The sequence below is a fragment of the Pseudomonas sp. GM17 genome (assembly GCF_000282175.2).
Lineage (GTDB): Bacteria > Pseudomonadota > Gammaproteobacteria > Pseudomonadales > Pseudomonadaceae > Aquipseudomonas > Aquipseudomonas chlororaphis.
The window spans coordinates 2,408,570-2,434,090 of record NZ_CP124732.1 but is presented as its reverse complement, the minus strand read 5'-3'; the positions used below and the strand labels follow the sequence as shown (position 1 = coordinate 2,434,090).

Genomic DNA, 25,521 nt, shown 5'->3' with positions numbered 1-25,521 from the left:
ACCACCTATGGTTTAGGCGCAGGAAAAATAGAAATGGTTTCCCATACGTTGTTTTTAGGGTTCAGCATATAAACCCCCTCAACACTTCTCAAGTTACCCACCCTTTCCGGAGCCCCGAAAGTATCTTTGTTCTTTACAAGGTTGCCTGAGCTGTAGACCCGTTTGAATCCACGACCAAGATCAGCACCAAGGTCTCCAACGTCCGCCACAGTAACCCTTACTACACTTTGCCCAGGATCTCGTGCGATTGCCTTTTGCAAAGCTCCGTTGTTTCGCACCGCTTGATCCGCAAATACTAACAAATCATCGCTATGAAAAGCTGACGAGAGCGGCGGTACGGAAGGCCCTACATTTGCATCCGGCTTAATCGCCGATTTTGCACGATAAATCAGCTCTCCATCCGTAACGCTTCCTCCATGTACCGATATTGCATGAGCATTCTTGTGACTGGTAACAAGCGCCAGCTGCTTGGGGTCAATTGGCGCTTTGATGCCTGCGGCGTCATTCGCAACTTTAATTCTCCCCTCAGCTTCCTTCAACGCAGCCAGATTCCCCCCAATCTTCGGCGTCAAGAGACCTTCATTGAATACATAGAATGTCCCATCGGGACTCAATGCCTCAAAATTACCAGTGCGGGTATTGAGTACCCGACGATAGCCATCAGGTAGTCCTCCTTCCTTGGTAAACATAGCACCAGCACTACCACCATCCTCTCGATACCAGGATGGTAGATCCGGGCCGACTGCTTTCTTCTCGGCATTAATTGCCAGTTGGATGGCCGTTCCGGTTGAGCCCTTCTGGAATGCCTTCAACAGCGCCAGCCCACCCAGCTCACTGACCGGCAACCCAAGAAGCATCAGGCGCTGACTGGTGGCGTAATCAGACTCGGCGATATAACCAGCCTCTGTCGCTCGGCTTTGTATATGAAGGAGCCTCTGGTAGTAGTCCATCATGCGCGCCGAATCAACCGGCCCGATCTCGTCGCTTCCCGCTGCTTGAACAACAGTGACGGGGAAGTGGACCATGCCCGCGATGATCGAACCGACATCACCGGCCACCCCACTCAGGACACCACCTGTTCCTTCATAGCGTTTACTGGCGTCTGCCAGGCCTAGCTCTTGTCCAGCGCGATATCGATCACGCCAGGTGTTTTGCCCCTGCTCAACGAAGTTGTCGGACAGGAACCTCTCGACGCTGGAGCCTTTGCCGGCGTATGCGTCAAAGAGTGCTTTCAGGTTGATCGTTTCATTGCGATATTCTTCTGCCGTTGTGACAAAGAACAGATGTTTGCGGCCATCGACGTCCTGGTACGTCAGACCGGATTGGGCAGCCTCCCCGCGGATAAATGCCTGTGTTATCAGGTCAGAGCCATTAATATCGGTCCAATGCGCGTCAGCCAGTGCCGCCCCCCCTTTGCTTAGGGCTTTTGCGGCCAACTCAGGACTGATGTCCTCGCCTGTCGTCTCCTTCAGGTACTTTACAAAGCGCGCAATACGGTCCTTGTTCTGCAGGAACTTGACCTCATCTGGGTGCAACTGTCGGTTATAAACCTCGACACCTGCCCCGGCGCGGCCTCCCGCTATCCCTGCGAACAGGTCGCCACCCGAGCCTGCGGCACCACTCAACCCTGTGGCAATCAATGCCGCCCAAGCATTAGGGCCATCGTTGATCACACCGTTGTTTTCCAGCGCCTTGGAAATGGCCGGCATAAGGGCTGCAGAGGTCGCAGCCCCCATAGCACTACCCTGTACATTGCCACCTGCCAACCCTTGGACCGCGCCGGCCAGGGTGTGCAGCAGCACCCGTGCGGCACCTCCCTCGGCCCACGCTGCACGCGTGGCGTCATCTTTAGCATCGATATAATGCCGGTTGGCGTAATCGCCGATCTTCTTGTAAGTATCGGCGGCAGTCGTGTTGGCGAGGATACCTACACCGGTAGTGCCTCCGGCGCCTCCCAGGCCGGCAGCGATCAAACCAGTAGCGACATCCGCCATGATGCGTTTGTCCCCCCCTGGAGCCCAGCGATTAGCTTCTGCCATGGCCATACTGGCGGCCTGCTTCTGCTCACTGGTCTTCGCCTCTTTGTCCTGCTTAATAGCGTCTTTCTGTTTGGCGGACACAATCGCATCCAGCGTACCTTTGGCCAGATCTACTACTCCCTGAATCAGATCCATACGCTCCTGCATGGCTCTTTCATCGGGACGATCAAGCTTCTGGTTGGCATTTGCGGTGTCACGGTTGAGGCCGAGCAGATCATTGCCCCCCTCCGGATTGCGGACCGTGATCGTGCCTTCGCTGATAGCGCTACGGGTGCTGCTGTGGTCAGAGTCCTTCAGCATCAACGGAATGCTACCGCCAATCCCAGGCTTGCCATCTCCCCCCCACCCACCGGTGTAGGAGACACTCACGCCAGCGGCCTGACTCTTTATTTCACTGCTGTTTTTGATATCGCTGACAATCAGGCGGTCAGTGCTCAGATGGTTCTTGTCAGCAGTTGCGTTGCTGGCAATCACGCCTCCATGCAGTACGGTGGTGGTCCCGACATTGATGTTGTAGCCACCGTTGCCTGCAAACAGGCCGGTTTGCTCAATCACAGCCTTGTAAGCACTATCCATTTTGCTGGCGGCAATGTTGGCCGACCCGGTGACTGGCGCGCCGTAGCAAATCGGCGGAATGCAGATGCTGCCGCCAAAACCACCACTGGTCTGGCGGTTGACCTGGCTTGCCTCATCCTGACGAGAGCTGATGTTGAGGCTGCCGCCGATATCCGCGTCAACATGATCGGCACGCACCTGCGCGCCAGCCAGGGTGGTGTCCTGACCACTCTTGATGGCTAACCGACCGGTATCAACAGTGCTATTGACCTGGTTCAGCTCACTGCCCTTGCCCATGCCTTTGGCAACCTGAGCGCCGAGGTCGAGCGTGAAGCCGTTCTGCGCACCGATGTTGAAGCTGGCGCCAATGGCGGTTTTGCTATTGTGGTTCTGGTTATCCCATTCCTTGCGGTTCTGGGCACTCTCAAGGGTGATATTGTTTTTGGCTGAGAGCAGCGTGTCCTCTGCCTTCAGACTACTGCCAACAACATGAATATCTCCGCTGGAACCTGCCACCTTGCCAGTAGCGATGACAGCAAGGCCTGCACCACTGAGCAGGCTCGATTGCTTGGCTGTCTCACTGCTGTAGTCACTTGTACTTTTGCTATGGGTACTGCCCAGCTCAGTACCAATCTTGATCAGTGAGCCCGAGCTATTGGTTGGTTTGTTGTCCTTCCTGTTGTCAATGGACTCTTGCCCCATGGCATACATGTTGTAGGCCGACAGCACTGCCTGCGCTGTTTTCACCGCTTTTAAGCGATCATCGTCAGCGTTTTTGGCAGCTTTCAGGTTGTCGCGAATGCTTTGGGCCGTATCGATGACCATCCCACCAACCACACGACCTACTGCCAGGCTGTTGGACTTGTCGGTGGTGCTTTGCCTGGCGGTCTCAACCCCTGCCGTGATCGTGACGTCAGAACCGCTAAGGGTCATGTCCTTGGTGCTGACCAGATCGCTGGCAACAACCTTCAGCTCACGACCGGCAATCAGCTGGACACTGCCCTCACTGGAGCCGATGGTACTGCCCGTTAGCGTGGTTTCCTGAGCTTTACCATTGTGCTTCTGACTACCGATCGACAGGTGCTGATTGCCCGTGATGTCGTCGACCCCAAGATTGTTGGCGGTCATGATCCCGCTCAGATCACGGGTTTTCGCCTTGTGCATTTCGCTGCGCTGGAATGTGTTTTCAGCAGCATCGACTATCAGGTCCCGACCGGCCTGAACTTTCATGTTGGAAGTGCTGACCAGAGATGAACCGGTGACTGAAACATCGCGCGCCGCTGCCACACTGATGGTATCACCGGAGACGGTGCTGCCGACCGCCTCGGTACGTGTCTCGCTGACCTGATCCTTGATCTTGCTCGACTTCAAGCCACCCCAGCTCTTCTTGCTTGAGCTGCTCTCATGACGTGCGCTTTGGGAGTCCGTGACGGCTTCGATTTGCACATCATTGCCGGCGACCAAACGAACGCCCCCCTTATCGGCCGTCACACCACTGCCTTTGATCAGCAGGTCCTGCCCGGCAACAAGAGCGCTATTCCCCCCCGAGGTCACCAGACTCGCCACGTTGGTGGTACTGGAGGTTTCATCCAGCCGACTCTTCTTGCCCGACGAACCCTTCTTGGTCTTGCTGTAGAAGCTGTAGTTGCTGTCCTCCGCGGACTCCAGCGCCAGGTTGCCACCGGCCACCAGATACGCCTCATCCCCCGCACTCACCCGACTGGCAATCAGTTCCAGATCCTTGCCGGCACTGAGGGCCACGCTGCCACCTGCGGTCACCGCCGTGGCCACCTGACTGACCTTGTCCGACTGGCCCTTGTACTTCTTCGAGCTGGAGTACGAGTGTTGTTCGTCCGCTGCCGAGGCCAGGGTCAGGTTGCCGGTGGCGGCCATGGCGAGGTTGCGTTTGGCGTCGATCTGGCTGGCGATGGCCGACAGGTCGCGGCCGCTGTTGATCGTCAGGTCGCGGCCGCTGGTGAGCACCGAGCCATGCTGGCTGGTGCTGGTGTGCAGGGAGTTGGTCCGGGTCTCGTTGTCCTGCTGCTCGACAGCTGTGAGGTTGGCGTCCCGGCCGGCGTTGATCGTGGTGTCACGCGCCGCTTGCAGCACGCCAGCGGCGTTATTGAAATCGCGACCGGCCTTGAGCGTCAGGTCATTGGCGGCTTCGATACGCGCGGCGCTGTCGAGGAAGTCACGCCGTTGTTGCAGATCGCCGCCGCTGTTCTGGTGGCTGGTGACCGTGCGTTCGTTGACCAGGTCGCCGTTGAGGGCAGTCAGGCTCACATCGCGACCGGCGATGATGCCGCCCGCCTTGTTCACCAGGTTGTTACCCGCTAGCAGGTCCAGGCGATTGCCGGCTTCGATCAGCCCGCTATTGACCAGGTCGTTGCCGGCCTTGGCCGAGAGGTTGTTGGTGGCGCGCAGGGTGCCGGCGTTGAGCAGGTCCTTGCCGGCGATCAGGCTGATGTCCTGCCCGGCGATCAGCGCGCCGTTGGCGGCCAGGCGGTTGTTGGCGTGGGCCATGTACAGCACCGGCACCAGCACGTTCTCGCCATTTACCGGGTGCGATTCGAGCCAGACGATGTCGTGGGTCAGGGCCGCGACCTGCTCGGAGGTCAGCGAGGTGCCGATCGCCAGGTTGAGCTGCTGCTTACTCTGCAGCGCGTTATCCATCAGGTACTTGAACAGTTTCTCGTCGGAGTCCTGGCCATCGATGAAACGTTGGCCGGTGCGGGCGACCACCGCCTGCTGGATCAGCCGTTGTTCGTAGAAACCGTCGCCCAGGCGTTTCCAGCTGTTGTCGGGGTTGTAACCCAGGTTCGACAGCAGGTAGTCCGAGCTCATGAACTGTTTCAGGTTGGTCAGCGCCGGGTTGGTTTCAACCAGGTATTTGTGCGCTTGAGGGGGATTGTCGAGCATCGGGATGCCCTGGACCCGCACAATGCTGCCTTGCACCTGTTGCGCCGGGGTACGGCTGTATACCGGCCCTTGAGTAGCCGTTCCACTGTCCGTCGGGGTCGTGACGCTAATCATCGGCAGACTGGCATCGACACCAGGCTGCACCGCGCCAACCTGCGCCAGCTTGCGCTCAGTCGCTGCCACCGGAACCAGCGAATCGACCTGGAGCGCCCGCGCCTGACTCTGGGCCAGGTTCTGCTCGCGCTCGGCGAATCTCAGGCTGATGCTGCCCATGCTCCAGTCCATCGGTGCCGGGTTGCGCTGGGTCGCCGCGGTGTCGCCGGCTCCTTCGCTGCTCAGGCGGAACAGGCCGTGTTGCCCGACCGGCAACGTGAAGCCTGGCAGGGCCAAGGGATTGACCTGCTGCTTGGCCAGATCCGGCGGCAATTGCGAGTTGATATAGATCGGCGTCGAATACTGACTGCCCGTCGAAGTGTCGCCGGTCTTCTTGCCGCCGCCGACATAGGCGTAGTAACCACGCACCACGCCGTTGTCGATCTTCTCCGAAGCGTTGAGCTGGACGCTGGCGCCGGACTGGATGATGGCGTCGAAGCGCTTGCCGTCGCTGCTTGCCAGAGCCTTGGTACCACCACCCGCCAGTTTTCGAGTACCGGTCATCAGGGCATTGAACCGCGCCAGGTCGGCTTCGAAAGTAGCAGACGGCTTGGTGCCATTTCTGGCATTGAAGGCAGCCACCGCAGCGACCGCACCTTGGTACTCATCCACATGGTTGTATTTGATGGTGGTGGTTTCAATGTCCTGGGGCACCACCCCCTGGTTCTTGATGCTGACGGCGTTGATCGCCAGGTTGCCGGAGGAAGCGATAAAACTGCTTTCGTTACTCAGCTCCTGGGCACCGATGTCCAGCTGCCCGCCGCTGGAGATACTGGAGGCCGCCGTACTGGCGGTCACCTGCAGGCGATCACGCTCGGTGAGCTGCCAGACCGCATTACGCCGATTGCCATGCTTCTTGACATGGCATACCCCAAAGGGGCCGCACGGCAACTCAGTGATTGCGGCGTAGTACTTCTCGTGTTCCGAGTAGGTGAGGATGTCCATGACGTTCTTCACCGTCATGGCGCGAATGGTCATGTCACCCAGGCTTTCGATGGTGCCGGAGCGGTTTTCCAGCAGGCTCGACTGGGCCTGCCCGGCATTGGCGGCCACCAGCAGGCTGCCCATGCTGAAAACGTCGGCATAGCGATTGCTGAAGGTGTTGCCCAGCAACTGCATGTCGCCGCCGCTGAAGATCGAGCTGTGCTCGGCATCGCTGACACCGGAATTGAGCAGCGTCCCGGCATTGAGGGTCAGGGCCCCGGCGCTGCCGAGGGAGCCATAGTTATTGATCGCCCCGGCATTGACCGTCAGCCCCTGGGTGGAGCTCAGGCGTCCGCGATTGGTGAGTACCCCGCCGACATTGATCCGGGTGTTGCCGCCCCCGGTGATAGTCGCGGCGCCTGGCAGGTCGAGCTGGGCGGCGCCGAAGCTCATGTCGCCCAGGCTGGTCAGTCGCCCATTGCCACCGTAGGCGCCGGACAGTTGCAGGCTCAGGCTGCCGTCACTGGCGATCAGGCCATCGTTGTTCCAGTTGCCGCCACCGCCCTCAAAGCTGTCGGAGGCCAGCAGCTGGCCGCCGGCACTCTGGTAGAAGTTGTTGACGTTGACCTTCAGGCGTCCAGCCTGGATCACGCTGGTGTTGCTCCACGAGTCGGCATTGAGGGTCAGCCCCCCTTGGGTGACCAGGGTGCCGCCCGCCCCGCTGACGTTGGCCATCGAGATATCGAATTGCCCCTTGCCGGAGTGCAGCAGGGTGCCGCCGGCATTCTGCAAGCTCGTCGCGCCGAGGCCCAGGTCGGTACTGGCCACTTCGATGCGACCGTTACGGTTGTCCAGCAAGCCGCCGATCTGGAACAGGCTCTTGCCGCCGCTCCCGGCGGCCCGTAGCTGACCCTGAGCGTTGTCGATACTGGCCGCGCGAATGAGCAGCGCGGTGTCACTCTCGATAACCCCCAGGCGGTTGTTCAATGCACCGCTCAAGCCGAGATCGATGCCTTGACCGGCAACCTGCCCGCCCTTGTCGCCGCCGTTGTCGAATGTAGTCGCGGTGACGCCAAGCTGGCCGCTGGCGTAAAGCCCGCCATTGCGGTTGTCGAAGCCGGCGGTGTTGACGATGACATCGCCCTGGCGCGCGGCAATGCGCCCCCCGTTGTTGTTCAGCCCGGCCAAGGCACGCAGGTTCAAGCGCTGGGCTTCGATCACGCCACGCTGGCGCTGGTCATTCAGGTCATAACCGTTGAGCAGCACGCCACTGATATGGGTTTCAAGCGCGCCCTTGAGGCTCGACAGCACCCCGCCACGGTTGTCGAGGTTGGCCGCGGTAATGCTGACCGCGCCGTCCTGACCGATGACCTTGCCGCCCTGGTTGTTGAAGTCGCCGCTGATATTCAGCGTCAGGCCGTTCTGGCTTTGCACCGCGGCCTTGCTGTTGTCGAGGCTGGCAGCCTTCAGCTCAAGGCCGGCATCACGGCTGTAAATCAAGCCGCCCTGGGCATTCTGGACAGCTCCCGCGACAGTCAGGATGGCTTGCCGGTTGGCCGCCACGGTGCCGTGGTCTCGGTTGTCCAGGCTGTCGGCGTTGAAGGTCAACAGATCCTGGCCGATCAGTTTGCCGCCGCGGTTATCGACGTGAGTCGCGCGCTTGAGCAGCAAGGCCCCGTCACTGCTGAGGGTACCCAGGACGTTGTCCAGGTTACCCGCCACGTCCAGGGTCAGATCACCTTTTGTCGCCAGGCTGCCGCCACTGTTGTCCAGGCTGCCGGCGCGCAGATCGACCGATTGCAATGCGCTGAGGTTGCCGGCCTGGTTATTCAAGGTTGCCGCCTTGAGATCAAGGGTGGCACCGCTGTCGAGCAGACCGCCGCCCGCGTTATTCAGCAGGCCGGCGACCGTGAGCGTCTGGCCGCCGACACTGGAGACCACCCCTTCGCCGCTGTTGTCCAGGCTCGCAGCGCTCAGCTTGAGCGTGCCATTGCTGGCCAGGGCGCCGGCGCCGCTGTTCAGCAGGGCGCCGCTGACGTCAACGGCCAGGTTGCCCTCCTTGCTGGAGAGCGTCCCGTGGTTGCGGTTGTCCAGGCTCCCCGCCTCGACGGTCAGGCCCTTGATCCCCGACACCAGGCCCTTTTCATTCAGCAACTGGCCGGACACGACACCCAGCGCCGCCTCACTGATCAACTTGCCTTGGGTGTTATCCAGGGTGCGGCCCGTCAGCGTGAAGCCTTGGCGACTGGACAGAGTCCCCTGCTGGTTCTTCAGGTCCTGCAGTTGCTTGATGCTCAACAAGCCTTTGGCATTCAGTCGGCCGAGGCTGTTGTCGAGATCGCCATTGGCCAGGTCCAGGGTCACCGCGCCGTCGCCCAACAGGCGACCGCCACGCTGCGTCAACCCCGTGACCTTGAGGTTCATGTCGCCCTTGGCCGACACCTCGCCGGCATCGCTTGAGTCCAACTGGTGCGCGGTCAGCTCCAGCGCGCCTTTACTGTTGATCAGCCCGCTGTCCGTGTTGTTCAGCGCCTTGGCCGACAGGTTCAGCCAGTCACCCGCCAGCACGGAACCGTGGCGGTTGTTCAAGTCACCGCTGGCGATGCTCAAGCCGTTAATAGCGTCGATCAGCCCCTGGTCCTGGTTGGTCAGTTGCCCCTGTACCGTCAGTTTCAACCCCGAACGGCTGGTCAATTCGCCGGCACTGTTATCCAGGCTGGCGGCCTGTACTTCCAGCGCCGCGGCACCGATCTTGCCCTTGATGGAGCTGAGCGCCTGTTCGACCCGCAAGGTCAACGCCTGGTTTCCGAGCAGTTGGCCGCCATCGTTGTTCAGGCTCTTGGCGTTGAGTTCGTAGGCCGCGTCGCTGGAGATTTCGCCGTTGCGGTTGTCAACGTCACTGAGGTTTTTCAGCAGCAGCGCACCCGGCGCGTGAATGAAACCGTCCCGGTTGTTCAGCCGGCCATGGTTCAGGTCCAGGCTCAGGCTGGTGTTGCTGAACAGACTGCCGCCCTGCTGTTCAAGGCTGCTGACCTTCGCGGTCAGTGCCTTGTCACTGCCGATGCGCCCGGCCGCGTTGGTCAGTTTTGCCGCCGTCAGGTCCAGGGTGTCGCCACTGTCGAGGCTGCCGGCCTGGCTGTTATCGAAGTCGCCGGTGGTGACCTGTACCGCGCCCTTGCCGCTGATCACGCCTTTGTGGCTATTGTCCAGGCTGGCGCTGCGCAACTGCACGCCCCCCTCGCTCACCAGCTTGCCGCCCACGTTGGTCAAGGCGCCACGAGCGCCGAGGTCCAGCGCAGCAGCGCTCATGAGACGACCGTCGCTGTTGTCCAGGGCTGCCGCGGCCACATCAAGGGTGCTTTGGCTATCGATCAGCCCTTGGTTGTTTTGCAGGTCGCCCTTGAGTGTGAGGTCCAGGCCTTGCTGGCTTTTGATTTTCCCACTGCGGTTATCGATACGCCCGCCCGTGATCGTCAGGTCGGCCAGCGCATTGATCAAGCCGGCAGCCTGGTTGATCACCTCATCGACCTTGAGCGTCAGCGTGTCATGGGCCTCGACCAGACCCTGGTCGCTGTTATCCAGGTGCTTGCCTGTCAGGCTCAGGCCGGCCTGGGTAGAAAGCTCGCCGCTTCGGTTATCGAGCGTATCGACCTTGAGTTTCAGCGCTTTTGTCGCCCCTACCAGACCGCCTTGGCGGTTATCGAGGCTCGCCCCCGTCAGGTCCAGCACGCCAGTGGCGATCAACTTGCCGCCCTGATTGTCCAGGGTGCCGATCCGAGCGGTCACATCCTGTTTGCCGGAGATATCGGCAGCGCGGTTGTCCAGGCTGGCGGCGGTGAGCAGCAACGCGCCGTCGGCGACAACGGTGCCCCGCCGGTTAGCGAAAACCGTATCGACCTTCAGGTCCAGGTCGCCGGTCGTGCCGAGCACGCCATCAGTGTTGTCCAGGCTGGCGCTGTGGCTGTCGAGGGAACTGGCGCTGACCAGGCCCTTCACGTTGTTCAGGGCCTCGGCGATGCGCAGGGTCAGCCCCTGGTCACTGATCAGCTTGGCGCCGTTGTTGTCCAGGCTTTGCGCTTTCAGGCTGAAAGCCCGGGCGCTGGAAATCTCACCCTTTCGGTTGTCGACGCCCTTCAGGTTCTTGAGCTGCAGGGCTCCCGGCGCATGGATGTAGCCACCCTGGTTATTGAGCTGGCCGTTGTTCAGGTCCAGGCTCAGGGCGGCTTCGCTGAACAGCTCCCCGTGTTGCTGATCGAGCCCGGTCACGCTGGCCGTGAGGTCCTGGGCGCTGCTGATGCTGCCACCGGCGTTATTGACCTGGGTGGCGATCAGGCCAAGGCTGCTTTCACTGCGCAGGCTTCCACCCTGGCTGTTGTTGAAGGTCGTCGCGGTGATTTGCGTGGCGTGCTTGCCGGACAGCAGGCCCTTCTGGCTGTTATCGAGAGGGCCGCTGGCGACAGTCAGGCCCTTCTCGGACTTGATGGAGCCACCCTGATTGAGCAGTTCGCCACGGCTGGTGATCGACAGGTCTTCCACGCTCTCAATACGGCCGGCGGTGTTCGTCAGTTTGCTGGTGCCCAGGGTCAGGGGGCGGTCGCTGCGGACCAGCCCGCGGGTGTTGTCGAGCCCACCGGCCAGGGTGATCTCCAGCCCGTTGTGGCTGTCGATCTCGCCATCGGTGTTATCCAGGCTCTGGCTGTTCAGCGTCGTGGTGCCCTTGCCTTGGATCAACCCCTTGCTCTGATTGATAAGACGGCCAACCTTCAGCTCCAGATCGCTACCGGCCAGGACTCTGCCGCCGTCACTGTTGTCGAGCTGCTGGCCGTCAACTTCAGTGGTGATTCCGCTGGACAGTTTTCCGGCGCGGTTGTCGATGCCCTGAATCTCGAGTTTCAGCGCTTTTGTCGCCGCGACCAGGCTGTTGTCACGGTTGTCGAGAACACTGCCGATCAGCGTCAGGTTGCCTTGCGCCACCAGGGTGCCGCCCAGTTGTTGGAAGGTGTCGACGGTCGCATGTACATCGCCTTGGCTGGCGATCCGCCCCAGGGCGTTTTGCACGTTCTGAGCCTTGAGCGTCACTGGGCCGACGGCGCTGAGCAAGCCGCCGCGGTTGTCCAGGCGGGTACCGGTCAGGCCGATCCCTGCCTGACTGGTGATCACGCCTTTGTCGCGATTGTCGAGCTGGCGCACATCGAGTTGCAGGTGCTTGTCGGTGCGTACCTTGCCTGCGCGGTTGTCCAGCAAAGCCGTGTCCAGGCTCAGGCGATCCTTGCCGGTCAGGCTGCCGCCACGGTTGTCGAGACTACCAGCCTGCAGGTCCACCACCCCCTTGGCACCCAGGTCTCCTGCGCTCTGGTTATCGAACAGGCCCGCGATCCGCGTGGTCAGGCTGCCATCGCTGGCCAGGCTGCCTGCATGGCTGTTATCCAGGCTGGCGGCGCTGATGCTCACACGCTTGGCGGAACCCAGGACACCGCCCTGGTTGTTCAGGGCGCCGATCAAGCCGATGTTCAACGCCACGTCACCGGTGACCTGACCGCCGCTGTTGTCCAGGCTGTTGGCCGTCAGGGTGGTGATACCGGCGCTGGAGACTTCGCCATCGTGGTTATTCAGATGGCCCAATGTGGCGCTGAGGTTGCCGTCGCCGCTGATCAGGCCCCGGCCGTTGAGCACCTGACCGGCCGTGAGTTCGAGACTGCCGCCACTCAGCACCCGGCCCTTGTTCTGGTTATCCAGGGTGCCCGCGCGGACGTTCGCGTTTTGTTTCGCGCTCAGGGTACCGCCCTGATTGTTCAGGGCTTGCGCCGTGGTCACCGTCAGATTGCGGCTGGCGATCACGCTCTTGCCGCTGTTATTGAGGGTCTGCGCGCTCAGGCTGACATCGCCATTGGCATTGCGGCTGTTATCGGTATTGACCCCGGCTTCGATGATGCCGTTGTTGGTCAGGCGGCCGCCGGCGCTGAGGCTGATGCTGTCGCGCGCGGTCAGGTTTTGCCGGTTATTCAGGTCGCCCTGGGTTTGCACAGTGAGTGCGCTACCGGCATGGACCGATCCTTGGGCATCCAGACTCGCCGCCTTGACCTTGACCGCGCCATTGGCCGCCGAGGCGTCGACCATGCGCAGATGGCCATTGGCATCGAGCTGGATATCGCCGCCGCTGGCGATCAGTTTGCCGTCGAGTTTTACCCCGACCCCGGCCTCGGTGCCCACCAGCCTGATCGCCCCGGCATACATGCCGCCCAGGGCCGAGGAGTCGATCGCCAGTTCCGGCTTGGCGCTGCCGTCGTCGGCGCGGGCCGTGGCGTTCAGGGTGCGGGCGTCGACGTCGTTGCGGCCGGTGACGATGGTCAGGTTGTTCGCCTGGATCTCGGCGTTGATCCTGGCGCTGCGGGTGATGATCTCGAAGCGGTCGACGTTGCTGGCGTTGAGCGTCGCGCCGTCGATAGTCACCTGCCCCTGATCGACCTGATAACGGCTGAGCTGGCCGTTTTCGATCACCGGCTTGCCGGTGGTCAGGGTGGCTTTCGGGGTGTTGATGAAGCCGCAGCCGTTGCAGCTGATGCCATAGGGGTTGGCGACGATCACATGGGCCGACTGCCCCGCCACTTCGGTGTAGCCGCGCAGCTGGCTCGGGCTGCCGCCGTTGACTTCGTTGAGGATGGTTTGCGCCGCGACGCCCTTGAGGTTCGGGTTGCCGACGATGATCCCGCCCAGCTGGGTGCTTTGCGTGCGGTCGGTGGCGTTGTTGAGGATCACCCCCTGCTGGCCGACGTTGTAGTCGTGGAACTGGTTATGCGACAGGCCGCTGCCATTGGGCGTGGCGATATTGACGATGGGCACGCCGTTGCCTGCCTGCCCCAGGCTGGTGCCCGGCGCGCTGACCACGATGCCTTCCGCCTGGGCCCACAGCGGCTGCCAGAACATGGCGTTGGCCAGGATGAACGCCAGGCCGCGCTTGGGCAGGCCGCAGAAGTGCTCGCGGGTTTTCAGGGCAGCAGAAGGCTGGCGGGCCAGGAAAGCGAATTGGCGAACATCCATGTCGAAGGTCTCGGAAAAACGCGAATCAGAGGAAGAAATCCAGGCGGAAGTAGATCGGCGCTTCGCGCTCGCTCAGGACATCCGGGCGTTCAAGGGAATGGGCGAAGGTCACGCTGGTCGCCAGGTGCCGACCGCGGGCGAACAGCTCCAGGGAGTTGCTCGACAGGCGCCCGTGCTGCTCACCGTTGTAGCGATCGCCACGGATGACGCCCTGGTCGTAGCCCAGGCTGCTGCCGTACTCAGTGAACAGTGGCCGTAGCCAGGCCCAGGTCACCGGACGGCTCCAGCGCAGGTCGTTGCGCCAGTACCCGCCGCTGTCGCCGGACAGCGACTGGTCCTTGTACCCGCGAATCGACGACTGCCCGCCCAGGCTGGTGCGCTGCGGGCTGAACAGCACGTCTTCGCTGCGCTGGCCGGTCATCAGGCTGCTGAAGCTGAACGACTCGCCCCACAGCTTGAACGGCTGCAGGTAACTGAGGGTGGCGGTGTATTTGCGGTAGCGCGCATTCGGCTCGCCGGGTCCCGGGTGGCCATTGTCCTGGGCGTCGAAGGCGCCAATGCCGTGCTGCATGCCCAGGTCGAGGTTGACGAAGGCACCGCCGATGCGCCGGCCGTGGTTGATGCCGAACTGGGCTTCGCTGAGGCGGTTGCTGCTCAAGGCCAGCTTGCTGTCTTCGATGAAGTTATTGGTGCGCAGGTAGGCCAGACCGGCATTCAGCGAGGTCTTGCTCACCGCATCACGCAGGATCACCCGCTCGGCGCGCAGCTGGTGGTTCTGGCTGTCGCCGGTCTGCTTGAAGCTGAAACCATTGGCCTGGGCCTGGGAGCGGTACTCGCTCTGGCTGTAGGTGTAACTGAAGTTCCACCAGCCCCAGGGCAGGTTGTAAGAGAGCATGGCGTTGTTGGAGCTGTGCTGGTGATCGCTCATGGCATCGTGGCCACCGCGCAACATCAGTTGGTCGGCCAACCCCAGCGGGCTGTCCCAGTCGAAGGTGGTGCCCCACTGCTGCTCGCCGGTGCTGCGCTGGCCATCGTTGATGCGCGACAGCCCGGCCCGCCAAGGCTTTTGCGCAGTGTTCTTGACCAGCACTTCGCTGCCACCGACCTCCTTGCCGGGGGCCAGCTCCATTTGCGCCTGGTTCGACGGCAGGCGGTTGAGCTGGTCCACCAGTTGTTCGATTTCCCGCAGGTTGACCCGCTCGCCGACCTGGCCAGGAAAGGCCATGGCCAGCTCGCGCTCGGACAGCTGGCTGTCGGCCGCGCCCTTCAAGCCTTCGAGCCGGCCCTCGACCACCAGCACCTTCAAGTGGCCGCCGGACAGGTCCTGCTGCGGCAGGTAGGCACGACTGGTCACCAGGCCCTTCTCGAGGTAGTGATCGGTGATGACCTTGAGCAACTCGTTGAGCTGGCTGACACCCAGGCACTGGCCGATATAGGGCTTGAGCAGGCGCGCCTGCTCGGCGGCGGACAGGCTGTCAGCGCCCTTGAGCTCGATGTCCTGGATCGGGAAACAGCGGGTGTCGGCAGGTGCGGTCGGCGCCGTGGGGGCCGCCTCTTTACCGGGCAGCTCCTTGAGTTCTTCCAGGCGCCGGCGCTGCTCTTCGAGCAGGCGATCCTGGCGTTCGCGGATCAGGTCGGTGTCACCGGGGGTGGGAGCGGCATGAACGAGGTGTAGCGGAGTCAAGCACAGCAAAGCCAGGCACAACCTCCCCGCGAGGGCGGGTGAGTACATGTTCGGTCCCTCGAGACGCATTAGTGTCAAAATGATATCAATATGTTAATTGGCCATCATTTTGACGTCAATCATTCATCCTGCCGGCTGATGCAGGAGAGAGGCTCTGCAACGGGGGTTCCAGCGAAGAACTTAAGTCGTCGAAGGGTCTGCCCCGATAAGGCCCAGCCAAGCCTGCTTCCGCCCTGAACTCAAGATCGCCCCTCACCTGATCAACCGCTGAACTTTTCCAAGTTCCTGGCCCTCAACCGCATAACCCTGTCGCCCCGATCAAGAGGCCACCCCCATGAAATCGCTCCTCTCCTTCAGCATCGCCACCACCCTGCTCTGCACCCTGCCCGCCTGGGCCTGCACCCTTGACGAGGCCACCGCCAAGCGTGAGCAACTGGCCCAGGAAGTGACCAGGCTCACCGAGCAGAACCCGGCCAAGGCCAAGGAAATCAACGACGAGTTGCAGAAGATGGACCTGAGCACGGCCAGCAAGGATCTGCCGGACAAGTGCCAGTTGATCGACCAGCGCCTGAAAGAGCTGGACGCGGCCGAGAAGAAGGCCGACAGCTGATCGCCGGCCAATAAAAAGCCCGGACAGGGTCCGGGCTTTTTCTGTTGCGCTACGGCTTATTCGGCAGCCGGTGCTGGCTTGCGGCGCTTGAGCGGCGCCATGCCGTCCTGGCTGACCAGGGCATCGCTTTTCGGCCGGTTGGCGGTCTTGCGCTTGGTCGGGGCCTTGGCCGCGGTTTTTTTCTTGTCGCCCTTGGCGTCGGTCTTTTTCTTCTTCACGCCCGCGGCCTTGCCGGAGGCCTTGACCTTCTTCGGCCCGCCGTAGGTGCCTTTGACTTCCTTGATGGTGCGACGCTCGAAGTTCTGCTTGAGGTAGCGCTCGATGCTCGACATCAGGTTCCAGTCGCCATGGCAGATCAGCGAGATGGCCAGGCCGTCGTTGCCGGCACGCCCGGTACGGCCGATGCGGTGCACATACTCGTCGCCGCTGCGCGGCATGTCGAAGTTGATCACCAGGTCCAGGCCGTCGACGTCCAGGCCGCGGGCGGCGACGTCAGTGGCGACGAGGATTTTCACCCCACCCTGCTTCAGGCGGTCGATGGCCAGCTTGCGGTCCTTCTGGTCTTTCTCACCGTGCAGGACGAATGCCTTGTACTCCTGGGCCACCAGGCGGCCGTAGATGCGGTCGGCCATGGCGCGGGTGTTGGTGAAGACGATGGCCTTCTGGTAGGTCTCGTTGGCCAGCAGCCAGTTGACGATCTGCTCTTTGTGCTGGTTGTGGTCGGCGGTGATGATCTGCTGGCGGGTGGTGTCGTTCAGCTGGCTGACCGCGTTCAGCTGCAGGTGCTCAGGGTTGTTCAGGACCTTGGCGACCATCTCGCGCAGGCCCGAGCCGCCGGTGGTGGCGGAAAACAGCATGGTCTGCTGCCGGTTCGGGCACTCGTCCACCAGGCGCTGCACGTCGTCGGCAAAGCCCATGTCGAGCATGCGGTCGGCTTCGTCGAGGACCAGCACTTCCACTTCTTTCAAATCGAGGTTGCCGGCGTTCAGTTGCTCGATCAGGCGGCCCGGGGTGCCGATCAGGATGTCCGGCACCTTGCGCAGCATGGCGGCCTGGACCTTGAAGTCTTCGCCACCGGTGATCAGGCCGGCCTTGATGAAGGTGAACTGCGAGAAGCGTTCGACTTCCTTCAGGGTCTGCTGCGCCAGTTCGCGGGTCGGCAGCAGGATCAGGGTCTTGATGCTGACGCGGATCTTCGCCGGACCGATCAGGCGATTGAGAATCGGCAGGACGAACGCGGCGGTCTTGCCGCTGCCGGTCTGTGCCGTCACCCGCAGGTCACGCCCCTGGAGCGCGAGCGGAATGGCCGCTGCCTGCACAGGCGTTGGCTCGACAAATTTAAGCTCGGCCACGGCTTTGAGCAGGCGTTCGTGCAGGGCGAATTGGGAAAACACGGGTGCTACCTCGAAGATATGCAAAAAAACAGCTGCATAGGGTAACGGTTTCGGGCGCGAAGGCCGAGTTTCTTTCACGCAAACCACGGTAAACAATTGGTTTTTGTCAGCGATTTGTCCTTAACGGTAACTTTCGACGGCTTAAATGTTCTAATCGATCCGTCTCGTCTCATAGAGGAAGCTTCTGACCCCATGGATTTCAAACAGCTCTGGCTCAACGTTCAAGACCTCTGGGGGGCGCTCGATGAGCACCCGCTCCTGCATTCCAGCCTGGCCCTGGTCATCCTGCTGGTGGTGGCGCTGCTCGTCGGACGAGTGGCGCGCTACCTGATCCTGCACGCGGTCAAGCTGCTCGGCCGCCAGCCGTCCCTGCACTGGCTCAACGATCTGCGCCAGAACAAGGTGTTCCATCGCCTGGCGCAGATGACCCCGTCGCTGGTGGTCCAGTTCGGCCTGCACCTGGTACCGGAGCTGAGCAAGACCAGCCTGGTGTTCCTCGGCAACCTGGCGCTGGCCTTCACCATCCTGTTCCAGGTGCTGGCCATCAGCGCCCTGCTCAACGCCCTGCTGGACATCTACGCCCGCACCGAACATGCGCGCACCCGTTCGATCAAGGGTTATGTGCAGCTGGCGAAGATGGTGCTGTTCGTGTTCGGCGCGATCATCATCGTCGCCACCCTGATCGACCGCTCGCCGCTGCTGCTGTTGTCCGGCCTGGGCGCCATGTCGGCGGTGATCCTGTTGGTCTACAAGGACACCCTGCTGTCGTTCGTCGCCAGCGTGCAGCTGACCAGCAACGACATGCTGCGAGTCGGTGACTGGATCGAAATGCCCCAGGTCGGCGCCGACGGCGATGTGGTGGATATCACCCTGCACACGGTCAAGGTGCAGAACTTCGACAAGACCATCGTCTCTATCCCCACCTGGCGCCTGATGTCCGAGTCGTTCAAGAACTGGCGCGGCATGCAGCAGTCCGGCGGCCGGCGGATCAAGCGCAGCCTGTACATCGACGCCAGCGGCGTGCGTTTCATCAACGATGAGGAAGAAGCGCGCCTGGGCAAGGTCCACCTGCTCACCGACTACATCAGTCGCAAGCAGGCCGAGCTCAAGAGCTGGAACGAAGCCCAGGGCAATGTCGCCGCCATGTCGGCCAACCGCCGCCGCATGACCAACCTGGGCACCTTCCGCGCCTATGCCCTGGCGTACCTCAAGAGTCATCCGGACATCCAGCCGAACATGACCTGCATGGTCCGCCAGATGCAGACCACCGCCCAGGGCATTCCGCTGGAAATCTACTGCTTCACCCGCACCACGGCGTGGACCGACTACGAGCGGATCCAGGGCGATATCTTCGATTACCTGCTGGCGGTGATGCCGGAATTCGGCTTGAGCCTGTATCAACAGCCGAGCGGCAACGACCTGCGCGCCGGCCTGCTGCCGGCGGTGCTGGGCGCCAGCCATATCCCCGAAGTGGAAAAACGCGCGCTGTAATTCCCGCCTGATCGCCCCGTCCCCGGGGCGATCACCCTCTATCTGCCTATCTGCCTATCTGCCTATCTGTAGGAGCGAAGCTTGCTCGCGATCCGCGCAGCGGCCTGACCCCGCGGTGTCTGTCAGGTCGCTATCGCGGGCAAGCCTCGCTCCTACAACCTACGGGGTGACGGTTTTCGTGCCGCGACGGCTGATCCACACCGCCGCCAGAATCACCAGCGCCCCGAGGAACAGGCGCCCCAGTTCTTCGTGCTGGTTCCAGATCAACAGGTTGATCAGCAGCCCCACCGGCACATGCAGGTTGTTCATCACCGCCAGGGTCGCGCCAGTGACCAGGCAGGCGCCCTTGTTCCACCAGTACAGCCCCAGCGCGGTGGACACCAGCCCGAGAAACAGCAGCACCGCCCATTGCAACGGCGCTTCGGGCAGGAAGTCCGGCTTGCCGAACAACAGGAAAGCCGGCAACACCACCGCCAGCGCCCCCAGGTAGAAGTAGCCGAAACGCCGGTAATGCGGCAGGTCGCTCGGATGGCGCGCCACCAGGTGCTTGTACAGCACCTGCCCGGCGGCGTAGGTGAAGTTGGCCAGTTGCAGCAGCAAGAAGCCCATGAAGAAGTCCGGGCTGATGCGGTCGTAGCGGATCACTGCCGCCCCGGCCACCGCCACCAGCGCCGCCAGCAGGCCCCAGGGGTTGAAGCGGCGGTTGAGCGCATCCTCGATCAGGGTCACGTGCAGCGGCGTGAGGATGGTGAACAGCAGCACCTCCGGCACCGTCAGCACACGGAAACTCAGGTACAGGCAGACGTAGGTCACGCCGAACTGCAAGGCGCCGATCAGCAGCATGCCGCGCATGAACGCCGGCTCCACCTGGCGCCAGCGGGTCAGCGGGATGAACACCAGCCCGGCCAGCAGCACCCGGACCAGCACCGCGAAGTAACTGTCGACATGCCCGGCCAGGTATTCGCCGATCAGGCTGAAGGAAAACGCCTGGATCAGCGTGACAAAAAGTAGATAGCCCATTGCTCGCCTCGTCTTGAAGAGGCGGCGACGATAGCGGTTTTGCCGCGCACAATAAAACACCTTCCGTAGGAGCGGGGTTGATAAATCGTGGGCAAAAAAAAGCCCGATCTCGCAAAGCGTTCAATCGGGCAGGAGCACTCAGGAGCAACAAGTGCAAAGGGAGGTTCGATGCGCAAACAAACTTGAAGGGGAGCGCAGGGCCTACTAGACCACTGCGCGATTATCTGGCGATTAACGGATCAGGCGACCTGGGCCAGTTTGGCGTTGGCCTGGTTCAGGCCCTTCTCCTGGAAGTCGCCGCCCAGGTTCATGCCTTCGGCGTGAATGAACTCGACGTCGTGGATCCCGATGAAACCCATGACCTGGCGCAGGTAGGGTTCCTGGTGGTCCGCGGTGCTGCCGGCGTAGATGCCGCCACGGGCGGTCAGCACATAGGCACGCTTGCCGTTGAGCAGGCCCTGGGGACCGGTCTCGGTGTACTTGAAGGTCACACCGGCACGCAGCACGTGGTCCAACCAGGCTTTGAGGGTGCTCGGGATGGCGAAGTTGTACATCGGCGCGGCCATCACCAACACGTCGGCGGCCAGCAGTTCGTCGGTCAGTTCGTTGGAGCGCTGCAGCGAGGCCTCTTCGATCTCGTTGCGCTGCCCGGCGGGTTTCATCCAGCCGCCCAGCAGGTTGATATCCAGGTGCGGCACCGGGGTTACCGCCAGGTCACGCACGGTGATCTGGTCGTCCGGGTGGGCCGCTTGCCATTGCTTGATGAAGGTCTGGGTCAGCTGACGGGAAACGGAATCCTGCTGACGGGCACTGCTTTCGATGATCAGAACGCGGGACATGGGATGTAGCCTCCATCGGGAATGCTGTAGGTCGATGGAGCGCAGATTAAACAGAGTCATATCGATGAAAAAGCGCAAATAACTGCTATAACCAATCAATAAATTCGTTTATAAGCGGAGCAGGTCGCGCACCCTGCTCCGCTTTGCGCTTATTTGGCGGTACAGGTCAGGTCGATGCGCAGCTTGATGATGCTGCGGTTGAACTTGGCCGTGGCGTTCTTGAACTTGCCGGCAGCCACTTCCACCTTGCGCGTGCGCGGGGCTTCGGGACCGTTGCGAAAGACCACCGTGCAGGCGGCGTCGGTGGTGCCGTAGTTGTTCACCTGGATCGAACCGATATCGGCATCGGTGTCGTAGGCGGTGTAGTCGATGCTCACGCCTTCGAGGTGTTTCTTCACGTCGATGGGATAGGCGAACGCACTGAGCGGCAGCAGGGCCAGCAACACACAACAGAATTTTCTCATTCGGCAGTCTCCAATAAGGAGCGCCAGCTTAGGACAAGAGGAGCTCCTCATGAAAGCGCCCCGCGTTACCCTCGATCAATGGCGAACGCTGCAGGCCGTGGTCGACCACGGCGGCTTCGCCCAGGCGGCCGAAGCGCTGCACCGTTCGCAATCCTCTGTCAGTTACACCGTGGCGCGCATGCAGGACCAACTGGGCGTGCCGCTGCTGCGTATCGATGGGCGCAAGGCCGTGCTCACCGAAGCCGGCGGCGTGTTGCTGCGGCGCTCGCGGCAACTGGTAAAACAGGCCAGCCAGCTGGAAGACCTGGCCCACCACATGGAACAGGGCTGGGAAGCCGAAGTGCGCCTGGTGGTGGACGCCGCCTACCCCAGCGCGCGCCTGGTCCGCGCGCTGACCGCCTTCATGCCGCAAAGCCGTGGCTGCCGGGTGCGCCTGCGCGAAGAAGTATTGTCCGGGGTCGAAGAAGTGCTGCTCGAAGGCGTGGCCGACCTGGCCATCAGTGGCTTCAATATCTCCGGCTACCTGGGCACGGAAATGAGCTCGGTGGAGTTCGTCGCCGTGGCCCACCCGGAACACGCCCTGCACCGCCTGAACCGCGAGCTGAATTTCCAGGACCTGGAAAGCCAGTTGCAGGTGGTGATCCGCGACTCCGGCCGCCAACAGCCGCGGGACGTCGGCTGGCTCGGCGCCGAACAGCGCTGGACCGTCGGCAGCCTGGCCACCGCCGCCACCTTCGTCGGCAGCGGCCTGGGCTTTGCCTGGCTGCCGCGGCATATGATCGAGCGCGAACTCCGGGAGGGCCTGCTCAAGGTGCTACCGTTGGACCAGGGCGGCAGCCGCCACCCGACCTTCTACCTGTACTCGAACAAGGACAAACCCCTGGGCCCGGCCACGCAGATCCTCGTCGAGTTGCTGCGCACCTTCGACACCGCGCCGCTGGACGCGCCGTTCGCCGCCCCGGAACAAGCCTGACCCCGTACTTGAACCCTCCACGCGCCTGAACAGGAATTCAGCCATGGCCTATTTCGAACACGAAGGATGCACCCTGCACTATGAGGAATACGGCCATGGCGAACCGCTGGTGCTGGTCCACGGGCTCGGCTCCAGCACCCGTGACTGGGAAAAGCAGATCGCCGAGCTGTCCGCCCATTACCGCCTGATCCTGCCCGACGTGCGCGGCCATGGCCGCTCCGACAAACCCCGCGAGCCCTACAGCATCGCCGGGTTCAGCGCCGACCTCATCGCCCTGCTGGAACACCTGAACCTGTCGCGGGTGCACTTGGTAGGCCTGTCCATGGGCGGCATGATCGCCTTCCAGGTCGCGGTGGATCAGCCCGGGCTGCTGAAAAGCCTGTGCATCGTCAACAGCGCGCCCGAAGTCAAGATCCGCAGCGCCAACGATGCCTGGCAATGGTTCAAGCGCTGGAGCCTGATGCGCCTGCTCAGCCTGGAAACCATCGGCATTGCCCTGGCCGGCAAATTGTTCCCCCTACCTGCGCAGGCCGAGCTGCGGCAAAAGATGGCCGAGCGCTGGGCAAAAAACGACAAACGTGCTTATCTCGCAAGCTTCGATGCCATCGTTGGCTGGGGGGTCCAGGAACGACTTTCGCAAGTCGCCTGTCCAACCCTGGTCATCAGCGCCGACCGTGACTACACCCCGGTCGCACTGAAAGAAAGTTATGTGAAACTGCTGCCCGACGGGCGCCTGGTGGTGATCGCCGATTCGCGTCACGCCACGCCGCTGGACCAGCCGCAACGCTTCAACCAAACCCTGCTCGAGTTTTTAACCGCAGTCGACACCACCACCCAGGATCACTGACCCATGCTGAAAAAAATCGCCCTCGTCGCCGGCTCCGTTCTGTTTGCTGCCAACCTGATGGCCGCCCAACCGGCCAAGGCGCCTCACGTCCTGCTGGACACCAGCTTCGGCAAGATCGAAGTCGAACTGGACCCGGTCAAGGCCCCGATCTCCAGCAAGAACTTCCTCGACTACGTCGACAGTGGCTTCTACACCAACACCATCTTTCACCGGGTGATCCCGGGTTTCATGGTCCAGGGCGGCGGCTTCACTCCGCAGATGGTGCAGAAGGAAACCCGCGACCCGATCAAGAACGAAGCCAGCAACGGTCTGCATAACGTACGTGGCACCCTGTCCATGGCCCGCACCTCGAACCCGAACTCGGCCACCAGCCAGTTCTTCATCAACGTCGCCGACAACGCCTTCCTCGATCCGGGTCGCGATGCCGGTTACGCGGTGTTCGCCAAAGTGGTGAGCGGCATGGACGTGGTCGACCAGATCGTCAACTCGCAGACCACCACCAAACAAGGCATGCAAAACGTGCCGATCGACCCCGTGCTGATCAAGTCGGCCAAGCGCATCGACTAATGTGTCACCGGGAGTCCCGGCGCGGCGCTGACACAGCGCTGCGCCTGCTTACTGATAAGGAGAGCCCGCCACGCGGGCGTCAGATCCCATGCTCTATCGTCGTTTTGAACAGCTGATCGATATTTTCCGCGACGCTCCCACTGCCGCTCCCCCCAACCGCGTACTGCCCTTCTACCTCTACTACATCAAGCAGGTCTGGCCGAGCTTCGTCGCCCTGCTGGTGGTCGGCCTGTTCGTCGCGCTGATCGAAGTGTCGCTGTTCAGCTACCTGAGCACGATCATCGACCTGGCCCAGGGCACGCCGAATGTCGAGATCTTCAAGACCCACGGCCTCGAGCTGGCCTGGATGGCGGTGGTCGCGCTGATCTTCCGCCCGCTGTTCGTCGCCCTGCACGACCTGCTGGTGCACCAGACCATCAGCCCGGGCATGACCAGCCTGATTCGCTGGCAGAACCACAGCTACGTGCTCAAGCAGAGCCTGAACTTCTTCCAGAACGATTTCGCCGGGCGCATCGCCCAGCGCATCATGCAGACCGGTAACTCGCTGCGCGATTCGGCGGTGCAGGCGGTGGACGCGCTGTGGCACGTGCTGATCTATGCGGTCAGCGCCCTGGTGCTGTTCGCCGAGGCCGACTGGCACCTGATGATCCCGCTGCTGATCTGGATCGCCAGCTACATCGGCGCGCTCTGGTACTTCGTGCCGCGGGTCAAGGAGCGCTCGGTGATCTCCTCGGACGCCAACTCCAAGCTGGTCGGCAGGATCGTCGACGGCTACACCAACATCACCACCCTCAAGCTGTTCGCCCACACCCACTTCGAGCAGAACTACGCGCGCGAAGCCATCGGCGAACAGACCGAGAAAAGCCAGCTAGCCGGGCGCGTCATCACCAGCATGGACGTGGTGATCACCGCCATGAACGGCCTGCTGATCGTCTCCACCACGGGCCTGGCCCTGTGGCTGTGGACTCAGTCGCTGATCTCGGTCGGCGCCATCGCCCTGGCCACCGGCCTGGTGATTCGCATCGTCAACATGTCCGGCTGGATCATGTGGGTGGTCAACGGCATCTTCGAGAACATCGGCATGGTCCAGGACGGCCTGCTGACCATCGCCCAGCCCATCAGCGTCAGCGACCGCGAGCAGGCGCCACGCCTGGCGGTGGCCAGCGGCGAAGTGCGTTTCGAGCATGTGGATTTCCACTACGGGAAAAAGGCCGGGGTCATCAGCGACCTCAACCTGACCATCCGGCCCGGGGAAAAGATCGGCCTGATCGGCCCGTCCGGCGCCGGCAAGTCGACCCTGGTCAACCTGTTGCTGCGGCTCTATGACCTGGAGAGCGGGCGCATCCTGATCGACAACCAGAACATCGCCGACGTGACCCAGGAAAGCCTGCGCGAGCGGATCGGCATGATCACCCAGGACACCTCGCTGCTGCACCGTTCGATCCGCGACAACCTGCTGTACGGCAAGCCCGACGCCACCGACGAGGAACTCTGGGAAGCGGTGCGCAAAGCCCGCGCCGACGAGTTCATCCCGTTGCTTTCCGACGCCCAGGGCCGCACCGGCTTCGATGCCCACGTCGGTGAGCGCGGGGTGAAACTCTCCGGTGGCCAGCGCCAGCGCATCGCCATTGCCCGGGTGCTGCTCAAGGATGCGCCGATCCTGATCATGGACGAGGCCACCTCGGCCCTGGACTCGGAAGTCGAGGCGGCGATCCAGGAAAGCCTGGAGACCCTGATGCAAGGCAAGACCGTGATCGCCATCGCCCACCGCCTCTCGACCATCGCCCGCATGGACCGCCTGGTGGTCCTGGAAAAAGGCCTCATCGCCGAGACCGGCAGCCATGCCGAGCTGCTGGCCCACGGCGGTTTGTATGCGCGCCTCTGGCAGCACCAGACCGGGGGGTTCGTCGGTATCGATTGATCCGCCCCGCCCCAAAAAACGCCAGCACCCTTCGGGGCCCTGGCGTTTTTTTTGCGCCACCCTTCACCCGTAGCCGCTGCCGA

At 62.2% G+C, this 25,521-nt stretch carries 12 protein-coding genes; 6 read left to right on the top strand and 6 right to left on the bottom strand.

The window, feature by feature from the left end; genetic code table 11:
- Positions 1-5: 5 nt before the first annotated feature.
- The gene (locus PMI20_RS10920) at positions 6-13,628 is read right to left on the bottom strand and encodes a two-partner secretion domain-containing protein (protein WP_007920646.1); all 13,623 of its coding nucleotides are present in this window, start codon (positions 13,626-13,628) and stop codon (positions 6-8) included.
- A 25-nt stretch (positions 13,629-13,653) separates the two neighbouring features.
- Complete coding sequence (locus tag PMI20_RS10915; protein WP_007920644.1) at positions 13,654-15,360, bottom strand: ShlB/FhaC/HecB family hemolysin secretion/activation protein; 1,707 nt, start codon at positions 15,358-15,360, stop codon at positions 13,654-13,656.
- Positions 15,361-15,646: 286 nt separating this feature from the next.
- Between PMI20_RS10915 and PMI20_RS10910 the strand changes: the two genes are divergently transcribed.
- Positions 15,647-15,922: a hypothetical protein gene (locus tag PMI20_RS10910; protein WP_007920642.1), complete on the top strand. Its 276-nt coding sequence runs from the start codon at positions 15,647-15,649 to the stop codon at positions 15,920-15,922.
- Positions 15,923-15,978: 56 nt separating this feature from the next.
- Here PMI20_RS10910 and PMI20_RS10905 read toward each other — a convergent pair whose 3' ends face one another.
- Entirely contained in the window at positions 15,979-17,316 is a 1,338-nt protein-coding gene (locus PMI20_RS10905; protein ID WP_007920640.1) for a DEAD/DEAH box helicase, read from the bottom strand.
- Positions 17,317-17,508: 192 nt separating this feature from the next.
- Here PMI20_RS10905 and PMI20_RS10900 point away from each other — a divergent pair, with 192 nt between their 5' ends.
- Entirely contained in the window at positions 17,509-18,807 is a 1,299-nt protein-coding gene (locus PMI20_RS10900; protein ID WP_007920632.1) for a mechanosensitive ion channel family protein, read from the top strand.
- Between the two features lie 159 nt (positions 18,808-18,966).
- Here PMI20_RS10900 and PMI20_RS10895 read toward each other — a convergent pair whose 3' ends face one another.
- The 3 genes from PMI20_RS10895 to PMI20_RS10885 form a co-directional block, all read right to left on the bottom strand.
- Entirely contained in the window at positions 18,967-19,827 is an 861-nt protein-coding gene (locus tag PMI20_RS10895; RefSeq protein WP_007920631.1) for a carboxylate/amino acid/amine transporter, read from the bottom strand.
- Between the two features lie 239 nt (positions 19,828-20,066).
- Positions 20,067-20,666, bottom strand: coding sequence for an FMN-dependent NADH-azoreductase (locus PMI20_RS10890; protein WP_007920630.1), 600 nt, complete (start codon positions 20,664-20,666; stop codon positions 20,067-20,069).
- 149 nt (positions 20,667-20,815) lie between these two features.
- The gene (locus tag PMI20_RS10885; protein WP_007920629.1) at positions 20,816-21,130 is read right to left on the bottom strand and encodes a hypothetical protein; all 315 of its coding nucleotides are present in this window, start codon (positions 21,128-21,130) and stop codon (positions 20,816-20,818) included.
- 49 nt (positions 21,131-21,179) lie between these two features.
- Between PMI20_RS10885 and PMI20_RS10880 the strand changes: the two genes are divergently transcribed.
- The 4 genes from PMI20_RS10880 (at position 21,180) to PMI20_RS10865 (ending at position 25,438) form a co-directional block, all read left to right on the top strand.
- A complete protein-coding gene (locus tag PMI20_RS10880; protein ID WP_007920628.1) occupies positions 21,180-22,103 on the top strand; it encodes a PA3225 family LysR-type transcriptional regulator in 924 nt (307 codons plus the stop codon).
- Positions 22,104-22,146: 43 nt separating this feature from the next.
- Positions 22,147-22,950 carry an alpha/beta fold hydrolase gene (locus PMI20_RS10875; RefSeq protein ID WP_007920627.1) on the top strand — a complete coding sequence of 268 codons (804 nt, stop codon included), beginning with the start codon at positions 22,147-22,149 and terminating at the stop codon, positions 22,948-22,950.
- A 3-nt stretch (positions 22,951-22,953) separates the two neighbouring features.
- Entirely contained in the window at positions 22,954-23,517 is a 564-nt protein-coding gene (locus tag PMI20_RS10870) for a peptidylprolyl isomerase A (protein WP_007920626.1), read from the top strand.
- Between the two features lie 88 nt (positions 23,518-23,605).
- Positions 23,606-25,438 carry an ABC transporter ATP-binding protein gene (locus PMI20_RS10865; RefSeq protein WP_007920625.1) on the top strand — a complete coding sequence of 611 codons (1,833 nt, stop codon included), beginning with the start codon at positions 23,606-23,608 and terminating at the stop codon, positions 25,436-25,438.
- Positions 25,439-25,521: the final 83 nt, after the last annotated feature.